The following is a 24,987-nucleotide window of genomic DNA, read 5'->3' as shown; positions in this document are numbered from 1 at the left end:
CGCGTACCCGTCCGGCCTAGGGTTGATCCATGAGCCGGGACGCGGAGCGATGGGTGAGCGAACCCGCCAAGGACAGCGGGTACGGCCGTACGCAGTTCGAACGGGACCGGGCCCGGGTGCTGCACTCCGCGGGCTTCCGCCGGCTGGCGGCCAAGACGCAGGTGCATACGGCCGGGTCCGACGACTTCCTGCGTACGCGTCTGACGCACTCCCTCGAGGTCGCCCAGATCTCCCGGGAGATGGGCGCCCGGCTCGGCTGTGACCCGGACGTCGTGGACGTCGCCGGGCTGGCGCACGACATCGGCCACCCGCCGTTCGGGCACAACGGCGAGGCGGCCCTGGAAGTGGTGGCCCGGCCCTGCGGCGGCTTCGAGGGCAACGCCCAGACGCTGCGCGTCCTCACCCGCCTGGAGGCCAAGGTGGAGGGCGCCGGTCTCAACCTCACCCGGGCCTCCCTCGACGCCAGCTGCAAGTACCCCTGGCCGCGCCGTCCCGGCACGCGCAAGTTCGGCGTCTACCCCGACGACGTGCCGGTCTTCACGTGGATCCGTGCCACCGCCCCCGACGGCGACCGCCGCTGCCTCGAGGCCCAGGTCATGGACTGGGCGGACGACGTCGCCTACTCGGTGCACGATGTCGAGGACGGGATCCACGGCGGTTACCTGTCGCTGCGCCCGCTGCTCGACGACGCCGGGGAACGCGCCGCCCTGTGCGCCGACGTGGCGGCGGCGTACTCCGACGAGAGCGCGGACGCCCTCGGCGAGGCCCTCGACCTGCTGCTCGCCGACGAAGTGGTGACCTCGGCGGTCGACTACGACGGCACCTACAGCGCCCAGGTCGCGCTCAAGCGCATGACCAGCGTGCTCACCGGCCGCTTCGTCTCCTCGGCGGTCGGGGCCACCAACAGCAGGCACGGGTACGGCCAGGTCCGCCGCTACGAGGCCGACCTCACCGTCCCGCGTACGGTGCGCAACCAATGCGCCCTGCTCAAGGGCATGGCCCTGCGTTATGTGATGCGCGCCCGCGCCGCGGAGGACTGGTACGAGCAGCAGCGCGAGATCCTGACCTCCCTCGTCGAGCTCCTCTGCGACCGGGCCCCCGACCACCTCGACCCCATGTTCGCGGCGGAGTGGAAGGCGGCCGGAGACGACGCCGCCCGCCTGCGCGTGGTGGTCGACCAGGTCGCCTCGCTGACCGATCCGGCGGCCGTTGCGTGGCATCGGACCCTCCTGCGCCGCCCCGGCTGAGGCCAGGGCAGTATGGAGCGGTGGCGGGCAGGGTCAGGGACGAAGACATCGCGCTGGTCCGCGACCGGACCTCGATCGAGGACGTGATCAGCGAGACGGTGACGCTGCGCTCGGCGGGCGGCGGCAACCTCAAGGGACTGTGCCCGTTCCATGACGAAAAGACCCCGTCCTTCACCGTGTCGCCCGCCCGCAATGTCTACTTTTGCCACGGTTGTGGCGCTGGCGGCGATGCGATCAAGTTCCTCATGGACGCCGAGCACCTCACCTTCGTCGAGTCGCTCGAGCGCCTCGCCGGCCGGGCCGGCATCCAGCTGCGCTACGACACCTCCGACGAGCGGCCCGGCACGCCCCGGCAGCAGCCCGGCCAGAAGCAGCGCCTGATCGCCGCGCACGCCGCCGCCGCGGACTTCTACCGCGACCAGCTCGGCAGGGCCGGCGCCCGCAAGGCCCGCGAGTTCCTCGCCCAGCGCGGCTTCGGCCGCGACGCCGCCGACAAGTACGGCTGCGGCTACGCACCCGAGGGCTGGGACCTGCTCACCAAGCACCTGCGCCAGAAAGGCTTCACCGCCGAGGAATTGACGACCGGCGGCCTCGCCAAACCGGCCCGGTCCGGCTCGCTCATCGACCGCTTCCGCCGCCGCCTGCTCTGGCCCATCCGCGACCTGAGCGGCGACGTCATCGGCTTCGGCGCGCGCAAGCTGTTCGACGACGACGACGGCCCGAAGTACCTCAACACCCCCGAATCCCCCCTCTACAAGAAGAGCCACGTCCTGTACGGCATCGACCACGCCAAGCGGGAGATCGCCAAGCGCGGCCGCGCGGTCATCGTCGAGGGGTACACCGACGTGATGGCCTGCCACGAGGCGGGGGAGCCGACCGCGGTGGCGACCTGCGGCACGGCGTTCGGCGTCGACCACATCGGCGTGCTCCGCCGGCTCCTCATGGACAGCGACAGCTTCACCGGCGAGATCATCTACACGTTCGACGGCGACGCGGCCGGGCAGAAGGCGGCCCTGCGGGCGTTCGAGGAGGATCAGCGGTTCGTCGGGCGTACCTTCATCGCGGTCAGCCCGGACAACATGGACCCCTGCGAGCTGCGCCTCGCCAAGGGCGACCTGGCCGTCCGCGACATGATCGCGGGACGCGAGCCGCTGGTGGACTTCGCGCTGCGGCACACCCTCTCCCGCTTCGACCTGGACACCGTCGAGGGCCGCGTCGAGGCCATGCGCAAGGCGGCACCCCTGGTGGCCAAGATCAAGGACCGGGAGAAGCGTCCCGAGTACGCCCGCAAGCTCGCCGGCGACCTCGGCATGGACCTGGAACCGGTGCAGCGGGCCGTGGCGGCCGCCATGTCGCCCGACGCCCCCGTGGTCTCCCGGCGCCGGGCCGCCGACAGCCCCCAGCGCCAGGTCGAGCGCGAGACGCTGAAGCTCGCCCTGCAGGAGCCGGTGCTGGCCGGACCCATGTTCGACGCCATCGAGGCCGACTCGTACGGCGACCCGGTCCTGCGCGACATCCGTGCCGCGATCGCGGCGGCGGGCGGCACCGCCTCGGTCACCGGCGGCGCCGTCTGGATCGAAGCGGTCCGCGACGCGTGCGCGGACCTCGGCGGCAAGGCCCTGGTCGGCGAGCTCGCGGTCGAGCCGCTGCACGTGGACGGCGAGGCCGACCTCCGGTACGTCCAGACCACCCTGGCCCGGCTCCAGGTGGGGTCGGTGACCACCCGCATCAAGGACCTGAAGTCGAAGGTGCAGCGCCTCAACCCGGTGGCACACAAGGACGAGTACCTGGCGCTGGCGGGGGAATTGTTCTCGCTCGAACAGCACGCGCGGGCCCTCCGGGACCAGGCGGCGGGTGCGTTGTGAGACCGTTCGGCCGGCGCGTCCGCGCCCTCCGCGACCAGGCAGCAGGAGCATCGTGAAACTCTTCCGCCGCAGCCCCAAGCTTCCGCCCGCGATGCGACCCGCGCTCGAGGCCGACGAGCGCGTCCTGGCCTGGGCCCACGTGGGCGAGGCGCAGGACCAGGCACTGGTAGCCACCAACCGCGGCCTCTGGCTGCCCGACGGCCGGCGGCTGGGCTGGCACGAGATCCACAAAGCGGCCTGGTCGGGGCGCGAGCTGCGCATCACCCCCGCCGAGGTGGCGCACGAGCGCAACGGCTACACGGTGCTGGTCGACGCGCCGGTCATCGGTTTCCTGGTGCTGGAGCCGGGTGAGCTGCCGGATCAGGTACGGACCCGGGTGACCCGCTCGGTCGCGTACACGACGCACCACCCGCTGCCGCCCCACGGCGGCGTCCGGGTCGTCGGGCGGCGGATCAGCGGGGTCGACGGGCTGAGCTGGTCGGTCCGCTACGACGCGAAGACCGCGGTGGATGCCGAGCCGGTGATCGAGGTGACCGATCAGGTGGTGGCGGCTGCGAGAGTGGCCACGGCTCCGCCGTCTTGACCGTGCCGCTGTTTGCTCCTCGAGGAGTTTTTGTCGGACCCCTTCACTAGGGTCGCTCGGGTGACCCTCATTCACGCTCGCGGGCTGGTCAAGCGCTTCGGCGACTTCACGGCGGTCGACGGCATCGACGTCGACGTGGAGCGCGGTGAGGCGTTCGGCTTCCTCGGCCCCAACGGCGCGGGCAAGAGCTCCACCATGCGGATGATCGGCTGCGTCTCCCCGCCGACCGGCGGCGTGCTGCGCATCCTCGACCGTGACCCGCTGCGTGACGGCCCGGCCATCCGCGCCCGCCTCGGCGTCTGCCCCCAGCTCGACAACCTCGACCTGGAGCTGACCGTCCGCGAGAACCTGACGACGTACGCCCGCTTCTTCGGCATCCCCCGCAAGGTGGCCCGCCACCGCGCCGACGAACTGCTCGACTTCGTGCAGCTCACCGAGCGCGCCGACAGCAAGGTCGAGCCGCTGTCCGGCGGCATGAAGCGGCGGCTCACGATCGCCCGCGCCCTGGTCAACGAGCCCGAGATCGTGCTGCTCGACGAGCCCACAACGGGCCTCGACCCGCAGGCCCGTCACCTGGTCTGGGAGCGCCTGTTCCGGCTCAAGCAGCAGGGCGTCACGCTCGTGCTGACCACGCACTACATGGACGAGGCCGAGCAGCTCTGCGACCGGCTCGTGGTGATGGACGGCGGCCGCATCGTCGCCGAGGGCTCACCCCGCGCCCTCATCGAGCAGTATTCGACCCGCGAGGTGGTCGAGCTGCGCTTCAACGTGGAGTCCCAGGAGGTCTTCGCCGACAAGCTGACCGGGGTGGGCGAGCGCCTCGAGATCCTGCCCGACCGCATCCTCCTCTACGTCTCCGACGGCGACGCCGCGGTCGCAGAGGTCCAGCACCGGGCACTGAGCCCGGCCAGCGTCCTGGTGCGCCGCAGCAGCCTCGAGGACGTCTTCCTGCACCTCACCGGCCGGACCCTGGTGGACTGACATGACCTGGTACGTCCTCGAGTACCACCTGGTGAGCTACCGCCGCATCTGGCGCTCCAGCGTGCTGTCGTCATTCGTGCTGCCGCTGCTGACGATGCTCGGCTTCGGCGTGGGCGTCGGCGCCTACGTGACCGGCGGCGTCGACGGAGTGCCGTACCTGGACTGGATGGTGCCGGGCCTGATCGCCTCGACCGCCATGCAGATCGCTATCGGCGACTCGACCTGGCCGGTCCTCGGCAGCTTCGAGTGGCAGCGCACCTACTACGGCCAGGCCGCCGCCCCGCTGCGGGTGGCCGACATCCTCGACGGTCACCTGCTGTTCATCGTCTTCCGAACCCTGACCAGCTGCACGGCCTTCCTCCTGATCGCCACCGCCTTCGGCACGATGCACTCCTGGTGGGCCTTGGCCACGCTGCCGATCGCCGCATCGGTGGGGCTCGCGGTCGCCACGCCGACGTTCGCCTACGCGGCGGCCATCCGCAGCGACAGCTACCTCGCCATCCTGTTCCGCCTCGGCGTGATCCCGATGTCCCTGTTCTCGGGCGTCTTCTTCCCGATCGAGTCGCTGCCCGCCGCACTCCGCTGGCTCGCGTACGCGTCCCCGCTCTGGCACGGCGTCGACCTGAGCCGCGCAGCGACCCTGGGCACGGCACCGGCGTGGTCACCCATCGGCCACCTGCTGTACCTGGCTCTGTGGGCAACCGCAGGCTGGTTCCTGGCGCTTCGCCAGTTCAGCCGAAGGCTGGTGGTCTGACATGCCCCGGACCTGCCCGTCCGTGTCCCCGTCGCCGGTTAGCTGAGGAGCGCATCGTGGTCACCCTGGTTCTGCCACGGCTCGTGTCCTTCGAAGGCGCGGGCCGCCGGTCGGCGTCCGTCGTCGAGCGCAACGCCGCGACCCTGCGCAGCGCGTATTGGCTGGTCATGGCCTCGGGTCTGCTCGAGCCGGTGCTCTACCTGTTCTCCATCGGCGTCGGCGTCGGCACCCTCGTCGGCGACCTCACGCTGCCCGACGGCCGGGTCGTCACCTACGCCGCGTTCGTGGCCCCGGCGATGCTCGCCTCGTCCGCCATGGCGGGAGCGCTGTCGGAGACCACCTTCAACTTCTTCGGAAAGATGAAGTTCATGAAGCTGTACGACGGGATGCTCGCCACCCCCGTACGGCCCATCGAGATCGCCCTGGGCGAACTGGCCTGGGCGATGATCCGCGGCAACATCTACGCGGCCGCCTTCCTCATCCTGATGGTGGTCATGGACCTGACCACACCGGCCCGAGCCCTGGCCGCCCTGGCCGGCGCCATCCTGGTCGGCTTCGCCTTCGGCGCCGCCGGCATGGCCCTGTCCACCTTCATGCGCAGCTGGCAGGACTTCGACCTCGTGGCGTCGGTCCAGTTCACCCTCTTCCTGTTCTCGGGCACCTTCGTCCCGGCCGAGGCCTACCCGTCCGTCCTGCGCTGGCTGGTCGAGGCGACACCGCTGTACCGCTCGGTCGACCTGATCCGGGCGATCACCACCGGGGGAGTGGGCTGGCTCCAGCTGATCGACATCGCCTACCTGCTGGTAGTCGTGACCATCGGCCTGATCGTGGCAGGACGGCGCATGGAGAAGCTGCTCTGCAAGTGACACCGGCGCCACGACCCGCGGGGGCGATCGGCGGGCTGCGTCCCACCGGCCCGGGTGGGCGTCGCACCTCCCGGGCGGCACGCCCGGTGAGCTGGAGATCCGCTGAACGCAAGCCGAGGTGAAAGGGATTAAAGCAGCAGGATGACGGGCACCACCCCACAAGGTCGCGATTCTGCCGACCGGCGGGGACGGACCCGACCGGGAGCGGAACGCGGTAACGACACGACGCGTAGCGCCCTGGAGGTATCCCGCGATGAGACTTCTTCGCAAGGCCGAGGAAACGTCGCACGATCACGGCCATGACAAGACCGCTGCCGACGCACGCTCCGCGGGGGCGAAGGACGCTCGGGACCGCGACAGCAAGGGGCTCGACATCGACGCCGCCGCGACGTCGCGTACGGGGGACGACCGCGATAACGATCTGTCGGCGCCCAGCCCGGATGCGGGACCGGACAGCCCGGCCCAGCTGAAAGGCAAGGGCATCCTCGGCGCGCTGAAGCGGACGTTCAAGCAGTTCTCGCAGGACAACGTCACCGACTGGGCGGCCGCGCTCACCTACTACGGGGTGTTGTCGATCTTCCCCGGGGTGCTTGTCCTCGTGTCCGTGCTCGGCATGCTCAGCAACAACGGGCAGGCGACCGTGCAGGAGACGGTGAAGCAGGTCGCGCCCGGCCAGATCCAGGATCTGGTCAACCAGGTGCTGACGCAGGTGCAGGAGCCGGGTAAGGCCGGTCTCGCCGCGATCATCGGTATCGTGGCCGCCTTCTGGTCCGCCTCCGGCTACATCGGCGCCTTCATGCGGGCCTCGAACGCGATCTACGACGTGCCCGAGGGCCGGCCGGTCTGGAAGACGATCCCGATCCGGCTCGCCGTCACCGCCGTCATCGGCATCATGCTCATCCTCTCGACCGTGATCGTCGTCTTCACCGGCGGTCTGGCCGAAGCGGTCGGCAAGCAGATCGGCCTCGGCGGTGGCTTCGTGACCGCCTGGAACATCGCGAAGTGGCCGGTCCTGATCGTCCTGGTCAGCTTGATGTTCGCGATCCTGTACTGGGCGTCGCCGAACGCGAAGACCGGCGGCTTCCGGTGGGTCAGCCCCGGTGGCATCTTCGCCGTGCTCGTCTGGGTCGCCGCCTCCGCCGCCTTCGCGATCTACCTGGCCAACTTCGCCAACTACAACAAGACGTACGGGACCCTGGGCGGTGTCATCGCGTTCCTGGTCTGGCTGTGGATCTCCAACATCGCGATCATGCTCGGCGCCGAGCTGGACGCGGAGCTGGAGCGGGGACGGGCCATCGCGGCCGGCCACTCGCCCGACGACGAGCCGTTCCTGCAGCTGCGTGACGACCGCAAGCTCAAGAAGGGCAGCGAAAAGGGCCTGAGTACGTCCTGACCCGGCACACCTCAGCATCGACGGCCGCGCACCCACCGGGGTGCGCGGCCGTCGCGCATAGAGGCGACGGCCCGGAAACGGGGGAGGCGTCGGCAGGGAACGCAAGGGAGGCTTCGGCCGGAAACGCGGGGGAGACGCCGGCGGGCCGCAAACCCTGACAGACCCTCACCGAACTTTTGAATCCCCGAACAAAAGTTTACGGTGATCAACGAGAAGGTATGGACTAGCGCGGCGGAAGGGCCCTAGTGTGACGGGCGTGACACCGTACCGTTGCGACGGTGTGAACGGCCCGGAGGTTACCCGTGCATGTCGTCGACGCCCCCCATCTGCGCCTCCTCCGCTTGTTGCGGGACGAGGGACCCATCTCCCGCGCCGAGCTCGGTGACCGGCTCGATCTGACCCGGCCCCGCCTGCTCGCCGAGGTCGAGCGCCTCGTTGCCGCCGGTTACATCGCGGAGGCCGGGATGGCCGCCTCGCGGGGTGGCCGGCGGTCCACTCTGGTCGAGCTGCATCCGCGGTTGCGGTTCGCCGCCGTCGATCTGGGTGCCAGCTCCATCGACATCGAGGTCACCAACGGCCGGCTCGAGCCTGTCGCGGCGTACCGGGAGAGCGCCGACATCCGTAGTGGGCCGAAGGTGATTCTGCATCGGGTCAACGAGCTGCTGGCGAAGGCGCGCAGCGACGGGGCGTACGAGCGGCTCGACGCGGTCGGGATCGGCGTGCCCGGGCCGGTCAGCTTCCGGGACGGCGTGCCGGTGTCGCCGCCGATCATGCCGGGCTGGGACCGCTATCCGGTGCGGGAGCTGCTCGCCCGCGAGCATCTCTGCCCGGCCGTCGTGGACAACGACGTCAACATCATGGCGATCGGGGAGCGGCACGGTGGGGTCGCCCACTCGGTCGACGACTTCCTCTTCGTCAAGATCGGTACGGGCATCGGCTGCGGCATCCACCTCGGCGGCGACGTCTACCGGGGGGTGGACGGCTGCGCCGGCGACATCGGGCACATCCAGGTCGACGCGCACGGTCCGATGTGTTCCTGCGGCAACGCCGGCTGCCTCGAGGCGCTGTTCAGCGGTGCTGCCCTGGCCCGCGACGCGCTCGCCGCCGCTCGCAGCGGGGAGGCGCCGGCGCTGGCCGAGCGGCTCGCCGCCAACGGTGAGCTCGGCGCGCGGGACGTCGCCGACGGGGCCGCCGAGGGGGACGTGACCTGCATCCGGCTCATCCGCGACGGCGGGCGCAGGGTCGGTGCCACCCTCGCCACGCTGGTCAGCTTCGCGAACCCGTCGATGATCGTCATCGGGGGCGGGCTCGCGCAGCTCGGCCACATCCTGCTGGCCGAGATCCGCAGCGTGGTCTACCGGCGTTCGCTGCCGCTGGCGACCGGCAACCTACCCGTGGTGCTCAGCGAGCTGGGCGCCCGCGCGGGCGTCACCGGCGCCGCGGTCCTGGCCAGCGACACCGCCTTCGAGCAAGCATCATGACCGCCCCCGAAGAGCGAGCCACCGCCACCAGCACCCCGGAACAGCGAGCGGCCACCGAAGCCGAGCCGGAGGAAAACACCCGGGCAGAAGGGGAGGTCGTCCTCGAACTCGAGGGCGTCGTCAAGACCTTCCCGGGCGTACGCGCCCTCGACGGCGTCGAGCTCGAGGTCCGCGCCGGCGAGGTGCACTGCCTCCTCGGCCAGAACGGCGCCGGCAAGTCCACACTGATCAAGATCCTTGCCGGGGTGCATCACGCCGATGAGGGCAGCATCTCCTGGCTGGGCGAACCATTCGCCCCCGCCACCCCGCAGGCCGCGATGCGCGCCGGGATCGCCACGATCTACCAGGAGCTCGACCTCGTCGACGACCTGTCGGTGGCCGAGAACGCGTTCCTCGGCCACGAGCAGACCCGCGGCGGATTCCTGCGCCGGCGCTCGACCGCCGCCCGTACCCGGGAGATCCTGGCCCGGCTCGGGCACCCGCAGATCCCGCCGCGCCGCCTGGTCCGCTCGCTGCCCGCGGCGGGCAAGCAGATCGTCAGCATGGCCCGTGCCCTGTCGCACGACGCCAAGCTGATCGTCATGGACGAGCCCAGCGCCGTGCTCGCCCATGACGAGGTGGAGAACCTGTTCCGGATCATCCGGGAGCTGACCTCGCACGGCATCGCGGTCATCTACATCTCGCACCGGCTCGAGGAGATCCGCGACATCGGCGACCGCGTCACCGTCCTCAAGGACGGCCGGACCACCGCCGCGAACCTGCCGGCGCGCGGCACCCCGACCCGGGAGCTGGTCAGCCGGATGACCGGCCGCACGATCGAGTACGTCTTCCCGCCCCGCGTCGGCGCCGCGGAGGGCAAGCCGCTGCTGGAGGTGGAGGGCCTCACGCGGGCGGGCGAGTTCGCCGACGCGTCGTTGACCGTACGGGCGGGGGAGATCGTCGGCATCGCGGGCCTGGTCGGCTCGGGCCGCTCGGAGCTGCTGGAGACCATCTTCGGCGCGCGCCGGGCGGACGCGGGAACGGTCAAGGTGGACGGCAAGGTGATCCGCAGCATCGGCGGCGCGGTCCGCGGCGGCGTGGGGATGGCGCCGGAGGAGCGCAAGAGTCAGGCGCTGCTGCTGGACGAGCCGATCTACCGCAACATGACGCTGTCCTCCTTCTCCGGCTATTCCCGCGGTGGCTTCACCGACGCCGGCAAGGAGAAGGCCGCAGCGATGCGGACGGCGGACCAGCTGGAGCTGCGGCCCCGCGACGTCAGCCGTCCCGTGCGGACGCTCTCCGGCGGCAACCAGCAGAAGGTCGTGGTCGGCCGCTGGCTGCTCGACCGGACGAGACTGCTCCTGCTCGACGAGCCGACCCGCGGTGTGGACGTCGGCGCACGGGCGGAGCTCTATCAGGTCATCCACGATCTCGCGGCCGGCGGCGTGGGGGTGCTGCTGGTCTCCAGCGAGGTGCCCGAGGTGCTCGGCCTCGCCGACCGCGTCCTGGTCATGCGCGAGGGCCACCTCATCCACGAGGCGCCCGCGGGCGAGATCGACGAAGCGACCGTCCTGGACCTCGTCATGGCGGGGTCCCTCATGGAGGGAGAACCGGCATGACGGATCAGAGCACGAAGCCGAGTGTGCCGGCGCAGTCGCCGCCCGTCGAGCCGAAGAGCACCCCGCCGAGAAAAGAAGGCTGGTGGAAGCGGGACGGCGCGGAGCCCGTACGCCGCAACATCGGCCTGGTCGGCGTCCTCGTCGTCCTGGTCATCATCGGCATCGTCACCCGCCCCGAGCTGTACGGCGACGCGAGCTGGGTAACCGGCAACGTCTGGACGATCCTCCAGCAGGCGTCGGCGATCGGCGTCGTCACCGTCGGCATGACCTTCGTCATAATCGGCGGCGGCATCGACCTCTCCGTCGGCGCCATCGTCGCGGTGGCCGGCGTCTGGTCCACCACGCTCGCCACCCAGAGCTACGGCACCGCCGGCATGATCTTCACCGCGATCGTGGTCGGCGTCGTCGTGGGGCTCATCAACGGAGTGCTCATTTCGTACGGGAAACTCGTGCCCTTCATCGCCACCCTCGCGATGATGGTCGCGGCCCGCGGCCTGGCCGCCCAGATCTCCGGCAAGCAGACGCAGGTCTCGACGAACACGACCATCAACAACATCGCCACCACGAAGATTGCCGGCATCCCGATGCTGGTCATCATCCTCGCGCTGGTGGTCGCGGCGGGGTGGGTCCTGCTCAACCGCACCACGTTCGGCCGGCGCACCGTGGCCGTCGGCGGCAACGTGGAGGCGGCCCGGCTGGCCGGCATCAACGTGCGGCTGCACACCGTGCTGCTGTACGCCCTCTCCGGCCTCTGCTGCGGCATCGCGGCGATCATGCTCACCGCGCAGGCGACCAGTGCGCAGGCCGCGATGGCGAACCTCTACGAGCTGGACGCGATCGCCGCGGCGATCATCGGTGGCACGCTGCTCAGCGGCGGCCGCGGCACCATCGTCGGCGCCCTGTTCGGGGTGCTGGTCTTCTCCACGATCACCAACCTCTTCGCGATCAACAACCTCTCCACCGAGGTCCAGAACATGGTCAAGGGCGGCATCATCGTCGCCGCCGTGCTCGTCCAGCAGTTCCGCTACCGCTCCCTCAGCCAGTTGCTCGGGCGCAAGCAGACCTGAGCCCTGCCCCCCCCACCCCCTCACCCGGCGACCGGCGACGGCCGTCCGGTCACCCCTGGAGAAAACGATGAACGATCTGTCCCGTCGTCGCATCCTCTTCGGCGGCGCCGCCGTGGGCGCCGGCGCCCTGCTCACCGCGTGCACCAGCAACACCCCGAGCGAGAACACCCAGATCAACAACCAGAACTCCGGCAACAACAAGAACGCCGAGCCGGGTCAGAAGGTCGTCATCGGCTTCTCCGCCCCGGCCGCCGACCACGGCTGGGTCGCCGCCATCACCAACAACGCCAAGGCGCAGGCCGCCGCGTACCAGGACGTGGAGCTCCGCAGCGTCGAGGCCGGCGCCGACGCGGCCGCCCAGCGCGCCGCACTCTCCACCCTGATCTCGCAGAAGCCGAACGTGATCGTGCTGCTGCCGCACGACGGCAAGGAGCTCAACGCGGTCGGGCTGCAGGCCATGCGCGCCGGCATCCCGGTGGTCAACCTGGACCGGGCGTTCCCGGACCGGGGCGCCTACCGGCTGCAGATCAAGGGTGACAACTTCGGCATGGGCCTGGCCGCCGGGGCGTACATCGGCGAGCAGATGAAGGCGAAGGGCATCGCCACCCCGGTCATCGGCGAGATCCCGGGCATCGATTCGCTCGAGCTGACCCAGGAGCGCACCCGGGGCTTCAACGAGGCACTGGCCGTGTACGGCTTCAAGGTCGCCAACCGCCGCCCCGCCGAGTTCACCGCCGACACCGGCCAGCGCGCCGCCACCGAGCTCCTGCAGGCGCTGCCGAAGATCGACGCGCTCTGGAACCACGACGACGACCAGGGCATCGGCGTGCTCGCCGCCGTCAACCAGGCGAACCGCAAGGAGTTCCTGCTGGTCGGCGGCGCGGGCTCCAAGGCCGCGATCCAGGCCATCCAGGCGGACAACACCCCGCTCAAGGCGACGGTCACCTACAGCCCCTCGATGGCCTCCTCGGCGATCTCCCTGGCCCGCCTGATCGGGCAGGGCAAGGGCATGGCCGACCTGGTCGAGCTCCAGGTGCCCAAGGAGATCACGCTCTCCTCCGAAACGATCACCAAAGAGAACGCGGCTCAGTACAGCAAGCTCGGTTTCTGACGATCACGAACGGAGAGCATGATGGGGCAGCTGCGGGTCGGCATGGTCGGTTATTCGTTCATGGGCGCCGCGCACTCTCAGGCATGGCGCACCGTCAACCACGCGTTCGAACTGCCACTGTCGGCGCGGATGTCCGTGGTCTGCGGCCGCGACGAGGACAAGGTCGCGGCCGCGGCCGCCAAGCTCGGCTGGGAGTCGCACGCGACGGACTGGCGGCAGGTCGTCACCGCGGACGACGTCGACCTGGTGGACATCTGCACCCCGGGCGACACCCACGCGGAGATCGCGCTGGCCGCGCTCGCCGCGGGCAAACACGTTCTCTGCGAGAAACCCCTGGCCAACTCGGTGGCCGAGGCCCGGCAGATGGCCGAGGCCGCGGCGGCCGCGCAGGCCAAGGGGGTACGCACGATGTGCGGCTTCAACTACCGCAGGGTGCCGGCCGTCGCGCTGATGCGCCGGCTCGTGGCGGACGGCCGGATCGGCACGGTCCGCCACGTCCGCGCGGTGTACCTCCAGGACTGGATCGTCGACCCGGAGTTCCCGCTGGTCTGGCGGCTGCGCAAGGATGTCGCCGGCTCGGGCGCGCTGGGCGACATCGGCGCGCACATCGTCGACCTCACCCAGTACGTGACCGGCCAGCAGATCACCGGCGTCAGTGCCCTGACCGAGACGTTCGTCCGCGAGCGGCCGCTGCCCGCCGAGTCGGCCGGCCTCTCGGCGGCGGGCAACGGCCACGCCGGCTCGGGCGAGGTCACCGTGGACGACGCCGCACTGTTCCTGGCCCGGCTCGACGGGGGAGCGGTCGCCACCTACGAGGCGACCCGGTTCGCCACCGGCCGCAAGAACGGCCTGCGGGTCGAACTCAACGGCTCGCTCGGCTCGGTGGCGTTCGACTTCGAGCGGATGAACGAGCTCGAGTTCTACGACGCCACGCTCCCCACCAGCGAACAGGGATTCACCCGCATCCTGGTGACCGAGCCGGACCACCCGTACATGGCGGCGTGGTGGCCGGCCGGGCATCCGATCGGCTACGAGCACTCGTTCACCCACGAGATGCACGACCTCATCACGGCGATCGCGGCCGGCGAGAACCCGGCACCGTCCTTCGCGGACGCCCTCCAGGTCCAGCTCGTGCTCGACGCGGTCGAGCGCTCGGCGGCCTCGTCCGCCTGGGTCCCCGTGGAGGCCGCCCTGGCCACTGTCTAGTTCGCGTCCTGGTTCGCCACGCCGCGTCGCGAGGGAGGTCCGGTTGCGCCCCGGACCGCGGGACGCGGGGTGGAGCGGCTGTCCGGCATGGATCGACGGGTTCCCGATCGTTTGCCGGACAGCCCGAAAACCATTTCACAGGTACGGGCACAGCAAAGTCCCGTGGCACACGCCCGGGCACTGCCGTCCCGGCCTCCCCACGCCGCCATCCGGCCCGAGTCGCGGGTCCGGCGGCCGGCCAAGGCCTCGCCGCGCCGGCGTTCCGTGGCATCGCGTGTCCGCGGCGGGGCGGCCCTTGCGGCGCGCGGGGATCCGGCTGACTCGAGTGCCCGGGGTGTCGGCCCCCGCGGGTGCCTCCGTGTGGCTGACTCGCGCGTTCGAGGTGGGCGGCCCCGCCCATTTGGATGATTCGCGCGTCGACGGGGCGGGCCCTCGCCGTGCCCCCGATCAGGCTGAAGTGCGTCTCCGGCGGCAGGCGTTTGGCGTGTGCATCTGCATCCGGGGCATTCGCACGTGTCGCTGTCCAGTGCGTGTCCGAGTGTGCATTTGATGCACGGATAGCGCTCTCCTGTTCGGTGCGCCGACTTGCCTTTCCGGAGCCTTCCGGCCTGCTCACCGAGGGCGGCCGCATCGGCGCCTGTCGATCAAGCTGACCTATGTGGATCATGTTCCTCCCGGTCACGGCGTCGCACGGCGAGTACGCCGCTGATCCGGGCGCCGGTTGAGGCTCGTATCCGGGGGCAGACAACCCCACGGATGGAGGCGTCATGGCATACCGTCGGTCCGCCACGGCGGCAGCGGTGACCCGCGGCCGGATGATCCATACTGGAGCGCGCACGAACCGATGCACGTGCGAATGCACCGGTGACGCCCCGCTCCAGGAGGGATTCTGATGCGTCTGCGCCACCACTCGGGCCGGGTCGTCCACCTGAGCCACGGCACCGACCTGCGGCCGGCCCGGGATCTCCCGGCCGTCGTCGAGCAGCTCGACGCGTACGCCGCCGCCGTCCGGGCCCGTCAGGACGTGGACACCCTCGGGGTGAGCCTCTGGCTCCCGCCCACCCTCGCCGCCGCCCTGGCGATCGATGCGCGCTCCCGTGCCCGGCTTCGCGCCGAGCTCGACGCCCGCGGGCTCGAGATCGTCACGTTGAGCGGAGTGCCCTACGGGCAGGGCGGCGACGAGGGCTCCGACGTGTGCGACTGGAGCAGCCCCGCCCGCCTGGAGTACACCCTCGACCTCGCCCGCATCCTGGTCGACCTGTTGCCCGACGACGCCGTCCGGGGCGCGGTGACCACCACCGGTCTGGGCCGCCGCGACGAGTGGGACGACCCCCGGCAGAAGGACTGCTCGCGCATCCTGGGACGGCTCTCCGGCGGTCTCGCCGAGGTGGCCTGGCAGACGGGCCGCGCTGTACGCGTCGGCTTCCGGCCCGAGCCCGGCGCGGTGCTCGACGGCTCCGCGTCCGTCGCCGCGGCCTTCTCCCGGCTGGACAAGGACCGCCTCGGAGTCTGCCTGGACCTGGCGCACCTGGCGTGCACCTGGGAGGACCCGGCCGCCTATCTCGACCGGCTGGCCGGCGCCGGCGTCGCGGTCATCCAGGCACACGTCGCCGCCGCGCTGGAGGCCGCCGACCCACTCGCCGCCACCGAGGCGCTGAGCGGGTACGTGACGGACGGGCACCACTACCCGGTCACCACCCCGGACGACGGCTACGTCGGCGAGCTGGCCGAGGCGCTGCAGGAGTTCCCGCCGGGGCCGTGGCGGGTGCTTCACCCCGTACCGTTGGGATCGGAGCCGCCCGCGCCGCTGAGCGCGACCACGGAGATCTGGCGGACGGCGCTGCGGCATCTGATGGGCGGCGACGTGCCCGGCACGGAACATCTGGACGTCGAGTGGCAGAGCGCCGTCGACCTGGGCGAGCTGGACCTCTCTCCGCCGCAGGAGGCCCGCCTCCCTTGTTGAGGGGCGCCCGCACACCTAGAGTTCAACCTGGCACCTCCCGGTGAGGGCGGGCCCGCCGGGAGGCGCAGACCCGGTGCGGCCGCGACGCCCGCCGACGCCGTGCCGCCGCCGGTCCTCCTCGCGCCGGCCCGGAACCCTCTTCGTCACGCTTGCGAACAGGGAGATGACATGGCGCGACCCATCACGCTCTTCACCGGCCAGTGGGCCGACCTGCCGTTCGAGGAGGTCTGCCGGCTCGCCTCGGAGTGGGGGTACGACGGCCTCGAGATCGCCTGCTGGGGCGACCACTTCGAGGTGGACCGGGCGCTCGCCGAGGACGACTACGTCGACCGCAAGCGCGAGCAGCTCGCCAAGCACAACCTGCGGGTCTTCGCGATCTCCAACCACCTGGTCGGCCAGGCCGTCTGCGACCACCCGATCGACGAGCGCCACCAGGACATCCTGCCGGCGGCGATCTGGGGCGACGGCGACCCCTCGGGGGTGCGGGAACGCGCCGCGGAGCGGATGAAGGACACCGCCCGCGCCGCCGCCAAGCTCGGCGTGAAGACGGTGGTCGGCTTCACCGGGTCGTCGATCTGGCACACCGTGGCCATGTTCCCGCCGGTGCCGCCTGCCATGATCGAACGCGGCTACCAGGACTTCGCCGACCGCTGGAACCCGATCCTGGACGTCTTCGACGAGGTCGGCGTCCGCTTCGCCCACGAGGTGCACCCGAGCGAGATCGCGTACGACTACTGGACCACCCGGCGCACCCTCGACGCCATCGGCCACCGACCGGCGTTCGGCCTCAACTGGGACCCTTCGCACTTCGTGTGGCAGGACCTGGATCCGGTCAACTTCATCCTCGATTTCCAGGACCGGATCTACCACGTCGACTGCAAGGACGCGAAGGTCCGCACCGGCGACGGCCGCCGCGGCCGGATGTCCTCCCACCTGCCCTGGGCGGACCTGCGCCGCGGCTGGGACTTCGTCTCCACCGGCCACGGAGACGTGCCCTGGGAGGACTGCTTCCGCGCGCTGAACGCGATCGGCTACGACGGCCCGCTCTCCATCGAGTGGGAGGACGCCGGAATGGACCGCCTGGTCGGCGCGCCCGAGGCGCTCCGGTTCGTGCGCCGGCTCGCGTTCGACGCGCCGTCGGCGGCCTTCGACGCCGCCTTCTCCTCGTCTTCCTGAGGTGGTGAGACGCAGAAAGCCCGGCCTCGCGGGCCGGGCTCTCTGCTGGGGCGAGCGTCAGTACGTCGTACCGGTGCTGTTCGCGCTCACGCTGGAGGTCGACAGGTCGTCGCTGGACGACGAGGACGACGTGCTGGCGGAGTGCAGCTTCTCACCGAGCTTGGACTGGTTGAGCTTGTCCTTGCCCTCGGTGTAGAGCTTGTTGGCCTGGGCCTGGGCGACGCCGGCGGCCTCCTGGACCGTCGGGTGCTCCCACACCTTCTTGGCGTTGGCCGCGATCTCTTCGTACTTCTCCCGGCCGGCACGGCTGCCCAGGACGAAGCCCGCCGCGAGACCCGTGATGAACATGAGCTTTCCGCGCATGGCGGCTCCTTCCGTTCGATGACGCGCGTGCGTCTGGTCCGGTCCATACCCATCCTGCCGCTCAGTCATTCCCCCCGTCGGCGTTTCGTGCCTGTTGCGGTCTTCCCGGGTGTGTCGGCCACCCCTGTCGGCGGCGGCCCGTCCGGTGTTGTATTGTTTCTCGGGTCGCCCTGACAGCCCGCGAAGCGGGAGGTCAGACGGCAAGCGCTGTACAGCAATCCCCTGTAGCTCAATTGGCAGAGCAGCCGGCTGTTAACCGGCAGGTTATTGGTTCGAGTCCAATCGGGGGAGCATCTTCCCAGGTCAGAGGCCCTCACGCGGGGCCTCGTTCCGTATCCGCTCCGGTTTTCACGGGCCGTCTCCGAGCTTCAGCGATCTCTCGGGACCTTTCGGCCACATTTCAGGGCGACGACGCCGATCGGCTGCATCGGGTGGTGCGCAACCTCGTCGACAACGCGATGCGTCACGCCCGCCACAGCGTCACGATCCGGCTCGGGGCCCGCGGCGGGCACGGGGAGATCGTCGTTGGCAGTGCCCGCAGGGCCGAGCGCGAATCGCGCTGAACCGGCGTGTCCGCCGAGCCGATTCCGCTTATACCTACAAAATGTAGGAGGAAGCGGACATCGACCATGGCGGGAGAACGGCGTGAATCGGTTTCAACGGGCGATGCTGGCGGGTGCCGCGGCAGGCGTGCTCACCGGCGGCATGGCGGTCGTCGAGGTGGCCGCCGTGCCGCCTCCGGCCCGTACCCCGACGGCAGCAGCCGTGCCGCGACCGGAGCACGTCGTGATCGTGATGCTGGAGAACAAGCGCTACGACGCGGTGATCGGCCATCCGGCAGCCGGCCCAACCTCGCCCGCCAGCTGTTCGACAGCGGACACACCTTCGCCGGCTACTCCGAGGACCTGCCGTCGACGGGCTGGCGCGGCTGCGCCCATCGCAATTACGTACGCCGGCACAACCCCTGGGTCGACTTCAGCAACGTCCCCGCGTCGGCCAACCGGCCGCTCACCACGTTCCCCGAGGACTACCGCAAGCTGCCGACCGTCTCGTTCGTGACCCCGAACCTGTGCCACGACATGCACGACTGTCCCAAGGACCAGGCCGACGCCTGGCTCAAGAAGCGGTTCGCGCCATACGTCGCGTGGGCGAAAACCCACCACAGCCTGTTCATCCTGACCTTCGACGAGGACGACCAGACCGACCACAACCACATCCCGACGATCGTGGCCGGTGCCGGTGTCAAACCCGGTTCCTACGGTGCTCACCTGCACCACTACGACCTGCTGCGCACCCTCCAGCGCATGTACGGGCTCCCGCTCGCCGGGAATGCGGCCCGGGTGAAGGGGTTGCCGCCCGTGTGGACCGGTGCGTGAGACGGTCCTACAGCCAGGCCCGGGCCAGCGCGACGAATTCCACGTTGGTCACCGTGGCCACGGCCAGGAACCCGATGCCGAGCAGGATCGGTGCGATCAGGCGGCGCGGCGATGGTGTGGGGGCGGGAGCCGTCAGTGCCCGTACGCGCTGCACCGCCGTGCCGCCGCCGATTCCCAGCCCGGCGCGAAGGGCCGAACCGGTGGTGGCGAGCGCGGCGCGGGCGACGGCCTGAGCGGTCAGGCCCCGGTCACCGACGTCGGTCGCGGCGTCCTCGTCGGCCCAGCGTTCCACCAGGTACGCCACGGCGTCGCGCACCGGGATCAGCAGCGGATTCAGCGCCGCTGCGGCCGCCGTGGCGGCGGTGAGCCGGTGGTGGTGACGTCGCAGGTGGGCCTGCTCGTGAGCGAGCACGACGCGTCGTTCGTCGGCGTCGAGCAGCCGCAGGATGCCGGTGGTCACCAGCAGGTGCCCGCGCCGCCCGGCGGTGCCGGGCACGGCCACGGCCATCGGTGCGGACCAGTCGGCGACCACGAGCTGGTGTTGCGGTACGCCGATGGCGCGCAGCTCACGATGCGTGGTGATCCGCTGCCGTACGTCGCGCAGCAGGCGCAGGCCACCCCACAGCAGCACGATGCCCGCGGCCAGGGCGACCGGCCCCGGCACCGGCTCGGGCAGCTCGAGGGCCGAGTGGTCGTCCAGGCGCGACAGCGGCGGCAGATCGTCCAGCATGGTCAGGGCCAGCAGGGTCAGCGACCACGTGGAACAGGCGGCTGCGACAACCGCGGTGACGGTGAGCGTCCACGCAGCCGCGCCCGGTGCGCCACGGGAGGCGATCCTGCGCGCGGCGAAGGTCAGCGGCAACGCCATCAGCAGCGGCAGGTAGACGGCGATCCTCACGAGGGCCGTTCACCCCGGGCGTCGGACAGCAGCTGTCGCAGCACCTCGGCGTCGGACTCGTCGAGCGACGCGGCGAACTGCTGGAGCACGGCGTGCCAGGTCGCCGCTGAGCTCGCGGTGCACGTCGGCGGCGGTCAGCGCGGCTTCGGCGGCCCAGAGCACCGCCATGACCTCGGCCTCGAGGGTGCCCGGCGCCCGACGTCGGTCCTTCGTCGCCACAGTCGCTGACCTCCGCGCTCAGGATAGCTTCGGCGTCGGTGAGTACGGCCGACGACACTTCGCTGCTACGCCGCCTCCCGAGCCGGGCCGGTGGCTGACGCGGCCGCTGTGAGTCCTACGTATGGGAGTTGTCAAGGTGAGCGAGCCCGCGGTCTCCATCGACCTGCCCTTCGGCGCCGCCCTGGCGGGGCTCGTCCTCCTCGCCGTCGTGGCGGCCCGGATCGGCGGCCTCGGGGTGAGCCGCGCGGTGGTCACCGCTTCCGTGCGGGCAGTCCTGCAGCTCGCCGCGGTGTCGGTCCTGATCGCCGCGGTGCTGCGGTCGTGGTGGGCGACCGCCGCCTTCATCACGCTGATGCTGCTGGTGGCGGCGGCCACCTCAGCACGCCGGATCACCACCCTGCGGCTCGGCCGGCCGGCGATCCTGCCGATCGCGGCCGGCGTCGTGCCGGTCGGCGTGCTCGTCGTCGCGGCCGGAACGGTGCCTTTGACGGAGGTGGCCGTCCTGCCCATCGCCGGAATCCTGATCGGCGGGTCGATGACCGCCACGTCGCTGGCCGGCCGCCGGGCCCTCGATGAGCTGAGGACCCGGCACGGCGAGTACGAGGCGGCCCTGGCCCTCGGCTTCCTGCCGCGCGACGCGGCACTGGAGATCTGCCGCCCGACGTCGGGCCGGGCCCTGGTGCCCGCGCTGGACCAGACCCGCACGGTGGGCCTGGTCACGCTGCCCGGCGCGTTCGTCGGCGTGCTGCTCGGCGGCGGATCGGCGGTGCAGGCGGGCGCGACCCAGCTGCTGGTCCTGGTGGCGCTGCTGGCCGTGGAAGCCATCGCGGTCGGCGTCACCGTGGAGCTGGTCGCCGCCGGGTCACTGCGGCCCCCGTCAGCGATTTCCTAGGGTCCGGCGGGCGTGGGTTCAGCTGGAGGCGGTGGGGGTGGGCCCGGCCGCTGCCGCCGTACTCGTCTACCGGCTGCTCTCGTGCTGGACGGTCCTGCCCATCGGCCTGGTCTGCTGGACCGCACAGAGGTCCCCGGGGCAGCTCTTACGCAACGCTTAGAAACACCTGCCAGGGTCTCTTATCGCCGAGGCCGATCATGGTGAGTGCCGGGGATACCGGCGCCATCGACTGACGAACGGGGAACCGACATGAGCGACCAGACGCCTCGCCCGGCGCGCGACCACGACGACGCCACCGCCCTCGACGCGGCGCCCGCGGCGCACACCGCCGACGACGCCACGCGGGACCAGACCGGCTCCGCTGCCGGCCCGGCGCCGGCCACCACCGCCCCGGCCCGCAGCCGGTGGTATCACCGCCGCACCCCGCTGCTGGTCAGCGGCGCTGCTGCTGGGCTGCCTGCTCGGCGGCGGGATCGTGGGCCTGGGCGCCCTGATCGCCGACGGCCACCACGGCGACGACCCGGGGCAGCCACAGCAGCCGCGACGAGCGGGCGGCGGCCGCGACGGGGACGACCGCGACGGGGACCGGCACCAGCGGGACCGGGACGACGACCAGGTCACCCCGGCGCCGTCGACGCCCGGCACCCGGTCCCCGACGCTGTCGCGGGCGGTCACCATGAGCACCGGGACCAGCACCCCGTCCGCCCGCAGCCGGCGGCAGGCCTCGAGCCCGTCCATCGTCGGCATGCTGACGTCAAGGATCATGGCGTCCGGCTCTCCCGCGCGGACGACGTCGAGTGCTTCCTGCCCGTCGCACGCGGTGTCGACCTCGTGGCCCTCGAACCGCAACGTTCTGGCCAGCGAGTCGCGTACCGCCGCGTCGTCGTCGACCACCAGAACCCGCATGAACCCCTCCGTCTCAGCCGTCGCCACCTCAGGTTGGCGGGGCCGGGTGAGATCCGATGCCTCTTTTCCTAAGTGTTGCGTAAGAGGCCGGGCCTTACAGCAGGGGTACCGAGGGGTCGTCGGCCGCGCCGCTGTCCGCCTGCGCGTCGACGGTGCAGAACCGCCACCGGCCGTCGGACCCCCGCAACAGGGTGATCTGCAATGCGGTCGGCGGCAGCTGGTCGAAGGTGCTGATCCGGACTGCCCCGGTACGGCTCAGCACCGGCTCGGCCGGCCGGGAGGCGGTGACGTCGAGGACGACCTTGCCGCCGAGCGCGCCGGCCGTGGCGCCGGGCGCGGGGGACGGGCCGACGACCGTACCGAAAGTCGGGGCGGCGGGCTGCAGATAGGTCTTGTCGCGCAGCAAGCTGTTGGCCTGGTCGTAGACCAGGTTGTACATGGCGCAACCCGGCTCGGCGATGGTACGGGTCCGCGCCGGATCAGGGTTGGCCAGCAGCCACTGCCCGTAACCGCTGAGGGACGCGAGGATCGCCGGCCAGGTGGTCCCGGTCTGCTTCAGCGCCGGCGCCGGTGAGCGCGGTGGCGGCGTCGAGGCGACGAGAACCGGCAGCGGGGCGGCGGACCCGCTCGGCATCACCGCAGGGACCGCCGACGCGGCCGGGGTCGCCGTCGAGCCGGTCAGCACCGCACAGCCGGATGCCGTCAGGGTGACGCCGATGGCCGCAGCGACCGCCGTACCGATGCGTCGAAGCGTCCTCAAGTGTTCTCCCCGGTCCTGCGCGGCCTCCGCTGTCTCGTCCCTGATCGGCGGGAAGCTGGTCGGCATGAGCGCGCGCTTCGACACGTCGGCCTGATCACACCGCCGCGCTGTGGGCGGCCATCTCGGCCGTAACGGTGTCCGGGGAAAGCGGGTCGGTGGCGCCGGGGAGGGCGACGATGGCGTCCAGCCCGGTCGTGGTTCGCGGTCGCAGCCGGGCGTGGCCGCCGCTGGCCTCAGCGAGTTTCCGGACGAGTGACAGGCCGAGACCGGTGCCGTCGTTGCCGCTGCCGGGTGCCCGCCAGAACGGGTCCATGGCTCGTACGCACTGCTCGGCGCTCAGCCCGGGCCCCTCGTCGGCGACCTGGATCTGCATCGTCGGCTCGCCATCGGTCATCGGCTGCCAGGAGATCGCGACAGTGCCGCCGGGCGGTGTCGCGCGCAGGGCGTTGGACAGCAGGTTGTCGAGGATCTGGTCGACGGCGGTGGATACCGTCCACACGTGCGCGGCCGGACCGGAGGCAGTCAGCTGGACGGCCCGGCTGGTGGCCAGCGGGGTCCAGAAGCAGATGCGTTGCGCGACCGCCGAATGCAGGTCGACACGTTCGCGGGGCAGGGTGGTCTGTTCGCAGCGGGCCATCACCAGCAGCGCCTCGACCATCTGGGCCAGCCGGTCGGTTTCGACCAGCGCCGCCCGCAGGTTCTTGTCCCCGGCCGGGGCGATGTCGGGCTCCAGGTTCTCCAGGCGGAGCCGCAGCGCGGCCAGCGGGGTCTTCAGCTGGTGCGAGGCGTGCCCGATGAAGGACCGCTGGGAAGCGATCAGGCCGCGCAGCCGTTCGGCGGTGGCGACGAACGTCGCCCCGAGCCGGCGGAGCTCCGGAGGGCCGGCGGTGGTGCACACCGGGGATGCGGAGGTCGCGTCGTCGGCGAGCCTCCGGGTGGCCTGCTCCAGCGCACGGACCGGGCGGCTGATCCACCGCGCCAGCGCGACGGCGATCAGGGCGGCGGCGATCAGGGCGAACAGCCCGACGGTGGCCAGGATGAGCCACACCTGGTGGACGCGGCGGTCGATCACCGTGGACGGGACGGTGACCCGGATGGCGCCTTGCGGCACCAGCCCGGGGTGCACGGTCACCGCGACCGAGATCATGTGCGCCCCGGCCGAACCGGCGATGCGTGAGCTCACCCGCCCCTGACCGCGTAGCACTGCACGGATGTCGGCGTCCTCGGTGACGTCGGCCGCAGGCCGGGTGCTCACCAGAACCTGGCCGAGAGCATCGACGATCTCCACGCTGCCGCCCAGCCGGCGGGCGGCCGACTGGGCCAGCGCGTCGACGTGGGGGATGTCGTGCCGATGCATGTCCGCGTCGACGACCACCGCCAGCACCTCGGCGTCGTGCTCCAGCTGCGCCAGCGCCTGGTGCTGCTCACTGCGCTGCTGGAGGAGACCCAGCGGAACCTCCAGGCCGACGACGATCAGAAATGCGAACGTCAGGTACGTCACCAGCAGCCGGCTGGTCATCCGAGCTGCCCCGCGTACGTGCGGCGGCCCACGGCGCGGATCCGTGCGACCAGCTCGCGGACGCTGAACGGCTTGGCCAGGTAGTCGTCGGCGCCCAGTTCCAGCCCGACCACCCGGTCGGTCTCGTCGCCGCGGGCCGTCAACATGATCACCGGTACGTCCCCGGCGGACCGCAGGCGGCGGCACACCTCCAGCCCGTCCATGTCCGGCAATCCCAGGTCCAGGAGCACCAGCGTCGCGGGCGGGGCCGCCAGCGCCGCCATCCCGGTGGACACCCGGTCCGCCTGGATGCCGTACCGGGCCAGCCCGTCGATCAGCGGCTCGGCGATCGCGTCGTCGTCCTCCACCAGCAGGACCCGATCGCGTACCGCCGCGGTGCCGGCCGGGCCCGAAGCCAGGGCGGTCGCCACCGTCGCCTGCAGCGCCGCGGGATCCAGTGCGGTACGCAGGACCCGCCGGTCGCCGGGGAGATCGGCAGGCCCGGCGGGCTCGCAGACCACGATCGGAGTGTCGGCGGTCGCGGGCCGGGACCACATCGCGTCGCACACCTGGAGGATGCTCAGGTCGGGGAGCCGCCCGTCGACGAGGAGCAGATCCGCGGTCCCGGCGGCCACTTCCGCCACAGCGGTCGCAGCCTCACCGAAGAGCACACACGTGTGCCCGGCCCGCCGCAGGGCTTCCTCGGCCACCCGTCGCCTCAGCGTGGTGGGGAATACCGCAACAACGAAAGCCATGGTGTCAGCCTTTCAATGGTCCGAGGCTG

Annotated in this window: 22 protein-coding genes, 1 tRNA gene and 2 pseudogenes; 18 read left to right on the top strand and 7 right to left on the bottom strand. The window is 71.2% G+C overall.

Annotation, left to right across the window (positions count from 1 at the left end; translation table 11 throughout):
* Nucleotides 1-29: 29 nt before the first annotated feature.
* The 14 genes from AB0368_RS24655 to AB0368_RS24590 all read left to right on the top strand — a co-directional run bounded on the left by AB0368_RS24655 (nucleotide 30) and on the right by AB0368_RS24590 (nucleotide 17,291).
* Nucleotides 30-1,247 (top strand): deoxyguanosinetriphosphate triphosphohydrolase, encoded by a 1,218-nt coding sequence (locus AB0368_RS24655; protein WP_366156309.1) that lies wholly within the window; start codon nucleotides 30-32, stop codon nucleotides 1,245-1,247.
* A 20-nt stretch (nucleotides 1,248-1,267) separates the two neighbouring features.
* A complete protein-coding gene (gene dnaG / locus AB0368_RS24650) occupies nucleotides 1,268-3,112 on the top strand; it encodes a DNA primase (protein ID WP_366156308.1) in 1,845 nt (614 codons plus the stop codon).
* Nucleotides 3,113-3,164: 52 nt separating this feature from the next.
* Nucleotides 3,165-3,695, top strand: coding sequence for a hypothetical protein (locus AB0368_RS24645; RefSeq protein ID WP_366156307.1), 531 nt, complete (start codon nucleotides 3,165-3,167; stop codon nucleotides 3,693-3,695).
* 60 nt (nucleotides 3,696-3,755) lie between these two features.
* Nucleotides 3,756-4,676, top strand: a complete 921-nt coding sequence (locus AB0368_RS24640) for an ABC transporter ATP-binding protein (protein ID WP_366156306.1) — start codon at nucleotides 3,756-3,758, stop codon at nucleotides 4,674-4,676.
* Nucleotide 4,677: 1 nt separating this feature from the next.
* Nucleotides 4,678-5,430 carry an ABC transporter permease gene (locus tag AB0368_RS24635; protein ID WP_366156305.1) on the top strand — a complete coding sequence of 251 codons (753 nt, stop codon included), beginning with the start codon at nucleotides 4,678-4,680 and terminating at the stop codon, nucleotides 5,428-5,430.
* A gap of 56 nt (nucleotides 5,431-5,486) precedes the next feature.
* Nucleotides 5,487-6,296, top strand: a complete 810-nt coding sequence (locus tag AB0368_RS24630; protein WP_366156304.1) for an ABC transporter permease — start codon at nucleotides 5,487-5,489, stop codon at nucleotides 6,294-6,296.
* Nucleotides 6,297-6,549: 253 nt separating this feature from the next.
* Entirely contained in the window at nucleotides 6,550-7,689 is a 1,140-nt protein-coding gene (locus AB0368_RS24625; RefSeq protein ID WP_366156303.1) for a YihY/virulence factor BrkB family protein, read from the top strand.
* Between the two features lie 302 nt (nucleotides 7,690-7,991).
* The gene (locus tag AB0368_RS24620; protein ID WP_366156302.1) at nucleotides 7,992-9,170 is read left to right on the top strand and encodes an ROK family transcriptional regulator; all 1,179 of its coding nucleotides are present in this window, start codon (nucleotides 7,992-7,994) and stop codon (nucleotides 9,168-9,170) included.
* Nucleotides 9,167-10,768 (top strand): sugar ABC transporter ATP-binding protein, encoded by a 1,602-nt coding sequence (locus tag AB0368_RS24615; protein WP_366156301.1) that lies wholly within the window; start codon nucleotides 9,167-9,169, stop codon nucleotides 10,766-10,768. The genes AB0368_RS24620 and AB0368_RS24615 overlap by 4 nt, the downstream gene beginning before the upstream one ends.
* Complete coding sequence (locus AB0368_RS24610; protein ID WP_366156300.1) at nucleotides 10,765-11,835, top strand: ABC transporter permease; 1,071 nt, start codon at nucleotides 10,765-10,767, stop codon at nucleotides 11,833-11,835. Before AB0368_RS24615 ends, AB0368_RS24610 begins: the two co-directional genes overlap by 4 nt.
* A 67-nt stretch (nucleotides 11,836-11,902) precedes the next feature.
* Complete coding sequence (locus tag AB0368_RS24605) at nucleotides 11,903-12,946, top strand: substrate-binding domain-containing protein (RefSeq protein WP_366156299.1); 1,044 nt, start codon at nucleotides 11,903-11,905, stop codon at nucleotides 12,944-12,946.
* Nucleotides 12,947-12,964: 18 nt separating this feature from the next.
* Nucleotides 12,965-14,152 carry a Gfo/Idh/MocA family oxidoreductase gene (locus tag AB0368_RS24600; RefSeq protein ID WP_366156298.1) on the top strand — a complete coding sequence of 396 codons (1,188 nt, stop codon included), beginning with the start codon at nucleotides 12,965-12,967 and terminating at the stop codon, nucleotides 14,150-14,152.
* A gap of 892 nt (nucleotides 14,153-15,044) precedes the next feature.
* The gene (locus AB0368_RS24595) at nucleotides 15,045-16,115 is read left to right on the top strand and encodes a xylose isomerase (protein WP_366156297.1); all 1,071 of its coding nucleotides are present in this window, start codon (nucleotides 15,045-15,047) and stop codon (nucleotides 16,113-16,115) included.
* Between the two features lie 168 nt (nucleotides 16,116-16,283).
* The gene (locus AB0368_RS24590) at nucleotides 16,284-17,291 is read left to right on the top strand and encodes a sugar phosphate isomerase/epimerase family protein (RefSeq protein WP_366156296.1); all 1,008 of its coding nucleotides are present in this window, start codon (nucleotides 16,284-16,286) and stop codon (nucleotides 17,289-17,291) included.
* A 144-nt stretch (nucleotides 17,292-17,435) separates the two neighbouring features.
* On the opposite strand, the pseudogene AB0368_RS24585 reads toward AB0368_RS24590, so the two are convergent.
* Nucleotides 17,436-17,654 (bottom strand): annotated as a pseudogene (locus AB0368_RS24585) (hypothetical protein); the annotation flags it as partial.
* 218 nt (nucleotides 17,655-17,872) lie between these two features.
* Here AB0368_RS24585 and AB0368_RS24580 point away from each other — a divergent pair.
* The 3 genes from AB0368_RS24580 to AB0368_RS24570 all read left to right on the top strand — a co-directional run bounded on the left by AB0368_RS24580 (nucleotide 17,873) and on the right by AB0368_RS24570 (nucleotide 19,030).
* Nucleotides 17,873-17,945, top strand: a tRNA-Asn gene (locus AB0368_RS24580).
* Nucleotides 17,946-18,085: 140 nt separating this feature from the next.
* Nucleotides 18,086-18,217 (top strand): hypothetical protein, encoded by a 132-nt coding sequence (locus tag AB0368_RS24575; protein ID WP_366156295.1) that lies wholly within the window; start codon nucleotides 18,086-18,088, stop codon nucleotides 18,215-18,217.
* A gap of 6 nt (nucleotides 18,218-18,223) precedes the next feature.
* On the top strand, nucleotides 18,224-19,030 hold the full coding sequence (locus tag AB0368_RS24570) for an alkaline phosphatase family protein (protein ID WP_366156294.1): 807 nt from the start codon (nucleotides 18,224-18,226) through the stop codon (nucleotides 19,028-19,030).
* 7 nt (nucleotides 19,031-19,037) lie between these two features.
* Here AB0368_RS24570 and AB0368_RS24565 read toward each other — a convergent pair whose 3' ends face one another.
* Both AB0368_RS24565 and AB0368_RS24560 read right to left on the bottom strand, forming a co-directional pair.
* Complete coding sequence (locus AB0368_RS24565; protein ID WP_366156293.1) at nucleotides 19,038-19,928, bottom strand: M56 family metallopeptidase; 891 nt, start codon at nucleotides 19,926-19,928, stop codon at nucleotides 19,038-19,040.
* A gap of 96 nt (nucleotides 19,929-20,024) precedes the next feature.
* Nucleotides 20,025-20,096 (bottom strand): annotated as a pseudogene (locus AB0368_RS24560) (hypothetical protein); the annotation flags it as partial.
* Nucleotides 20,097-20,283: 187 nt separating this feature from the next.
* Between AB0368_RS24560 and AB0368_RS24555 the strand changes: the two are divergent.
* Nucleotides 20,284-21,039: an ABC transporter permease gene (locus tag AB0368_RS24555; RefSeq protein WP_366156292.1), complete on the top strand. Its 756-nt coding sequence runs from the start codon at nucleotides 20,284-20,286 to the stop codon at nucleotides 21,037-21,039.
* Between the two features lie 195 nt (nucleotides 21,040-21,234).
* Here AB0368_RS24555 and AB0368_RS24550 read toward each other — a convergent pair whose 3' ends face one another.
* From AB0368_RS24550 to AB0368_RS24535, 4 genes are all read right to left on the bottom strand, one after another.
* The gene (locus AB0368_RS24550; protein ID WP_366156291.1) at nucleotides 21,235-21,945 is read right to left on the bottom strand and encodes a response regulator; all 711 of its coding nucleotides are present in this window, start codon (nucleotides 21,943-21,945) and stop codon (nucleotides 21,235-21,237) included.
* Between the two features lie 94 nt (nucleotides 21,946-22,039).
* Complete coding sequence (locus tag AB0368_RS24545) at nucleotides 22,040-22,705, bottom strand: hypothetical protein (RefSeq protein WP_366156290.1); 666 nt, start codon at nucleotides 22,703-22,705, stop codon at nucleotides 22,040-22,042.
* Between the two features lie 94 nt (nucleotides 22,706-22,799).
* Complete coding sequence (locus AB0368_RS24540; protein ID WP_366156289.1) at nucleotides 22,800-24,224, bottom strand: HAMP domain-containing sensor histidine kinase; 1,425 nt, start codon at nucleotides 24,222-24,224, stop codon at nucleotides 22,800-22,802.
* The gene (locus tag AB0368_RS24535) at nucleotides 24,221-24,958 is read right to left on the bottom strand and encodes a response regulator transcription factor (protein WP_366156288.1); all 738 of its coding nucleotides are present in this window, start codon (nucleotides 24,956-24,958) and stop codon (nucleotides 24,221-24,223) included. The genes AB0368_RS24540 and AB0368_RS24535 overlap by 4 nt, the downstream gene beginning before the upstream one ends.
* Nucleotides 24,959-24,987: the final 29 nt, after the last annotated feature.

This window comes from Actinoplanes sp. NPDC051475, assembly GCF_040689425.1.
In the GTDB taxonomy this organism is placed as follows: Bacteria; Actinomycetota; Actinomycetes; order Mycobacteriales; family Micromonosporaceae; genus Actinoplanes.
The sequence above is the reverse complement of the archived record's forward strand: the minus strand, read 5'-3'. Positions and strand labels throughout refer to the sequence as shown.

Bases quoted from the DNA above. Each gene is read 5' to 3' on its own strand.
- AB0368_RS24655 (WP_366156309.1), top strand. From the start codon at position 30: ATGAGCCGGGACGCGGAGCGATGGGTGAGCGAACCCGCCAAGGACAGC.
- AB0368_RS24635 (WP_366156305.1), top strand. From the start codon at position 4,678: ATGACCTGGTACGTCCTCGAGTACCACCTGGTGAGCTACCGCCGCATC.
- AB0368_RS24625 (WP_366156303.1), top strand. From the start codon at position 6,550: ATGAGACTTCTTCGCAAGGCCGAGGAAACGTCGCACGATCACGGCCAT.
- AB0368_RS24615 (WP_366156301.1), top strand. From the start codon at position 9,167: ATGACCGCCCCCGAAGAGCGAGCCACCGCCACCAGCACCCCGGAACAG.
- AB0368_RS24610 (WP_366156300.1), top strand. From the start codon at position 10,765: ATGACGGATCAGAGCACGAAGCCGAGTGTGCCGGCGCAGTCGCCGCCC.
- AB0368_RS24605 (WP_366156299.1), top strand. From the start codon at position 11,903: ATGAACGATCTGTCCCGTCGTCGCATCCTCTTCGGCGGCGCCGCCGTG.
- AB0368_RS24600 (WP_366156298.1), top strand. From the start codon at position 12,965: ATGATGGGGCAGCTGCGGGTCGGCATGGTCGGTTATTCGTTCATGGGC.
- AB0368_RS24595 (WP_366156297.1), top strand. From the start codon at position 15,045: ATGCGTCTGCGCCACCACTCGGGCCGGGTCGTCCACCTGAGCCACGGC.
- AB0368_RS24590 (WP_366156296.1), top strand. From the start codon at position 16,284: ATGGCGCGACCCATCACGCTCTTCACCGGCCAGTGGGCCGACCTGCCG.
- AB0368_RS24550 (WP_366156291.1), bottom strand. From the start codon at position 21,945: ATGCGGGTTCTGGTGGTCGACGACGACGCGGCGGTACGCGACTCGCTG.
- AB0368_RS24540 (WP_366156289.1), bottom strand. From the start codon at position 24,224: ATGACCAGCCGGCTGCTGGTGACGTACCTGACGTTCGCATTTCTGATC.
- AB0368_RS24535 (WP_366156288.1), bottom strand. From the start codon at position 24,958: ATGGCTTTCGTTGTTGCGGTATTCCCCACCACGCTGAGGCGACGGGTG.